This window comes from Natronomonas sp. (assembly GCF_046710025.1).
Lineage (GTDB): Archaea > Halobacteriota > Halobacteria > Halobacteriales > Haloarculaceae > Natronomonas.
The window spans coordinates 1-3,519 of the sequence record NZ_JBKEGK010000254.1 but is presented as its reverse complement, the minus strand read 5'-3'; the positions used below and the strand labels follow the sequence as shown (position 1 = coordinate 3,519).

Annotated in this window: 3 protein-coding genes; 2 read left to right on the top strand and 1 reads right to left on the bottom strand. The window is 68.1% G+C overall.

What is annotated here, in order from left to right; genetic code table 11:
* The first annotated feature begins 301 nt into the window (after nucleotides 1-301).
* Nucleotides 302-1,825 (top strand): methyl-accepting chemotaxis protein, encoded by a 1,524-nt coding sequence (locus tag ACI944_RS13255; RefSeq protein ID WP_411719506.1) that lies wholly within the window; start codon nucleotides 302-304, stop codon nucleotides 1,823-1,825.
* Nucleotides 1,826-1,856: 31 nt separating this feature from the next.
* Here the strand turns inward: ACI944_RS13255 and ACI944_RS13250 are convergent, their stop codons facing one another.
* Nucleotides 1,857-2,030 carry a hypothetical protein gene (locus ACI944_RS13250; RefSeq protein WP_411719505.1) on the bottom strand — a complete coding sequence of 58 codons (174 nt, stop codon included), beginning with the start codon at nucleotides 2,028-2,030 and terminating at the stop codon, nucleotides 1,857-1,859.
* Between the two features lie 164 nt (nucleotides 2,031-2,194).
* Here ACI944_RS13250 and ACI944_RS13245 point away from each other — a divergent pair, with 164 nt between their 5' ends.
* The gene (locus ACI944_RS13245; protein WP_411719504.1) at nucleotides 2,195-3,448 is read left to right on the top strand and encodes an FAD-dependent oxidoreductase; all 1,254 of its coding nucleotides are present in this window, start codon (nucleotides 2,195-2,197) and stop codon (nucleotides 3,446-3,448) included.
* Nucleotides 3,449-3,519 lie beyond the last annotated feature (71 nt).

The window sequence follows — 3,519 nt, the reverse complement described above, 5'->3', positions numbered from 1 at the left end:
CCGTACAGCGAAATCCCTCGAACGCACTCATACGTCTGCTTCGAGCCCCCCCCGCAAAGCCCTGTCCTTCGCGGCCGTCGCCGGGGGCTGTCCGCCGCCATCGCGCGTCACACCCCGCACACGTCGGCACCGCCCTGTCGAACGTGTTCCGGATAGTGTGTCTCGTAGGATTCTCTGGACTGGCTGCCAGTATAATACCCATCCGCCTAAAACGAATGAAACACTGTGTACGTGGCTATAATTCGGCTGCTGAGCTACAATAAGACTTTTTAACCGAACCATACGTCCGAACCCACAGTTGATGAAGCCAGACAACGACGCCGTCTCGGCGGACGCGAACGAGGAACGGTTGCGCATTGAGGACGGACTGATCGTGAACGCACAGGGTGCCGTCGACGTCGTCCACGAGACCTCCCGATCGGTCGACAGCCAGTTGGCTTCGATCCGCGAGGCCGCCGGCACACAGGTCGAGGACATGGACTCGGTCGCCGACGACGTCGCCGACCTGAGCGCGACGATCCAAGAGGCCGCCGCGGGGGCCGACGAGGTGAGCGAGACGACCGAACGGGCGGCAACCGCGGCGACCGAGGGGCGCGAGGCGACCGACGAAGCGGCGAGTGCGATGACGACAGCCGCGGCGGCGACCCGACAGGTTCAGACGCAGGTCGAGGCGCTGGCCGACCACGTCGAGCGGATCGACCGGGTGGTCGAGACCATCGACCGGATCGCCGACGAGACGAACCTGCTCGCGCTCAACGCCTCCATCGAGGCCGCCCGCGCGGACGACGACGCCGGCTTCTCGGTCGTCGCCGAGGAGGTCAAATCGCTCGCCGAGGAGTCGCGTTCGGAGACCGAGCGGATCGAGGACGCCGTCGGGGAGATCCAGTCCGTGACCGCCGACGTGAGCGACGCGCTCGACTCGGCCGTCGAGGCGGTCGAGACCGGGGCCGAGCGGATCGAGGCGGCCGAGTCGGAACTCGACGTCGTCGACGAGGAGATGACGGCGGCGACGGCCGGCGTCGACGAGGTGTCGACGGCCGTCTCGGAGGGGGCCGACGCGAGCACGCGTGTCGCGGGCGCCTGCTCGGGCACCGCCGACGCCGCCCGTGACATCGACCGGGCGGTCGAAACGATCGGCGAGGAGCGCACCGACAACACCGACCTGCTCACCGAAATCGACGATGCTCTCTCGAGTGTCAGGCGACGCCGCGAGGCCCGCCTCGAGGCCGCCCAGACGGTCCCGACCGGGATCGACGGCTTCGACGCCGACGGCGGCCTCCCGGCCGGTTCCCGGAGCGTGATCGTCACGGACACGACGGACGATCCGGCACTTGAGCGTACCGTCGCCGGAGCCGTCGCGGAGTGCTGTGCGACGGCGATCGACGCCGGATGGGCCGTCTCGCTGTCGCCGCCGCCGGCGCTGGATCGGTCGACGCTGGCGGACGCGCTGCGCCGACACGCGGGGGTCACAGCAACCGACGCCCTGGCGGGCGATCGGCTCTTCATGCTCGACCTCTTCGGTTCCTGGAGTGCCGACGACAACGTGATCGACGTGACGGAGACTGGGTTAGAGCGGGCCAACGAGCAGGTCGACGCAGCGCGGGACCGATCGCTGTTCGTGATCGGTACCATCGCCGGCGAGTGCGAACTAATGGGCGAGGCGGCCGCCCGCGAGACGGCCTACGAGAACGACGGCGACGTGCTCGGCGACGACGATCTCGTGCTCAACGTTGTCGACGAAGCGTCCGTATCCGCACAACTGCGCTCGTTTTATGTCGGCGCGGCCGACCGGAGTTGCCGGATCGAGTCGACCGGCGGACGGTAGCCGTCCCCCGATCGCCGGCGACGTTAGCGCGTCACTCGGCGAAGTAGCTGGTGAAAAAGCCCGACAGGAACGCCGAGACAGCGACGGCGAGGGCGACCTCGTGGAGGACCCACGGGCCGTCGTCGTCGTCGGCCGCGGCGACGGTGACGGCGACGCTGATTGCGAGCGAGACGATGCCGTTGATGAGGTGTTTACCGAGTCCCATGAGTGATCCTACGGGCCGACCGAAATAATTCCCCTGTTTGCGTCCCGGCCGGCGCTGGGGAGTCGCCTCAAAATCACGGTCAAACGATGGGCCGCCACGGTCGTTACTCTCCGCCGTCGTCCGGACACGGAAACCGGTTTGTCGGTCCCGCTCGAAGCCGGTGTATGCACGTCGTCGTCGCCGGTGGCGGCCTCGCCGGATTGGTCGCCGCGCGGCACCTCGCCGAGGCCGGGGCCGAAGTCGAACTGTTTGAGGCGCGCGAACGCGCTGGCGGCCGCGTCCGCACGCGCTCCGTGGACGGATACACCCTCGATCGGGGGTTTCAGGTACTCTTCACCGCCTACCCGGCTGCACGCCGGGAACTCGACTTCGAGGCGCTCGACCTACGGCGGTTCGCCCCCGGTGCGACGATCGCGCGGCCGAACCGCCGGTCGACGCTCGCCGATCCCCTCGGCGACCCGAGCGCTGCTCTCCCGACGATTCTGAACCGCGATGTTCGGACGGCCGACAAACTCCGGCTCTTTCGGCTCCAGCGGGAACTCGAACGCCGCGAGTGGGACGAGATCTTCGGGGATGACGACACGACTATTAGAGAATACTTGGCGGAACAGGGCTTCTCTCGAGCGTTCGTCGAGCGCTTTGCGGCCCCCTTCTACGGCGGGATCACGCTTAACCGTGAGCTTGGCACCGCGAGTTCGGTGTTCGAGTACACGTTTAAATCGCTCTCGGAGGGGGATACCGTTGTCCCCGCCGGCGGGATGGGCGAGATCCCAGCCCAACTCCGGGACCGCGCCGAGGCCGCGGGTGTGGACATCGTAACCGAAGTCGCCGTCACGGAACTCGACACTGAGCCCCTCGCTGTCGAAACCGGAGCCGGAGACCGCTCGCCGGACGCCGTCGTCGTTGCGACGGACCCGGAGACGGCCGGCGAGCTGACGGGTGTCGAGACGCCCACGGGAACAAAAGCCTCCACGACGGTTCACTGCTCGCTGCCCGAGCACCAGCGGCTCGACACGGGTTCGCGGATCATATTGAACGCGGCTGATGCCGAGCCGAACACCGTTGCACCCATGAGCGCAGCCGCCCCGGAGTACGCCCCCGACGGCCGACAGCTGTTGAGCGCGACGTTTCTCGGCTCCCGCGAGGCCGACGACGAGGCGCTCGGCGAAACCGTTCGAACGGCGCTATCGGCGTGGTTTCCCGAGAACCACTTCGGTGGCTTCGAGGTCGTTGGCGTCGACCGGGTCGAGTTCGCGCAGTTCGAGCAGCCACCGGGGTTCCACGCCGCTCTCCCCGCGACGGAGTCGCCTGAGGGGCCGGTGTTTCTCGCCGGCGACTACACCGAGTGGTCCTCGATCCAAGGCGCGCTGGCAAGCGGCCGGCAGGCCGCCGAGGCCGCACTAGACACGATTCGGTAGCCGCACGTCCCTGTCGCAGCCCCGGCGGGGCAGCGCCGGACGCGACCCGGCAGCCACGTCTCCTCGTCGTC

Bases quoted from the DNA above. Each gene is read 5' to 3' on its own strand.
- ACI944_RS13255 (WP_411719506.1), top strand. From the start codon at position 302: ATGAAGCCAGACAACGACGCCGTCTCGGCGGACGCGAACGAGGAACGG.
- ACI944_RS13250 (WP_411719505.1), bottom strand. From the start codon at position 2,030: ATGGGACTCGGTAAACACCTCATCAACGGCATCGTCTCGCTCGCAATC.
- ACI944_RS13245 (WP_411719504.1), top strand. From the start codon at position 2,195: ATGCACGTCGTCGTCGCCGGTGGCGGCCTCGCCGGATTGGTCGCCGCG.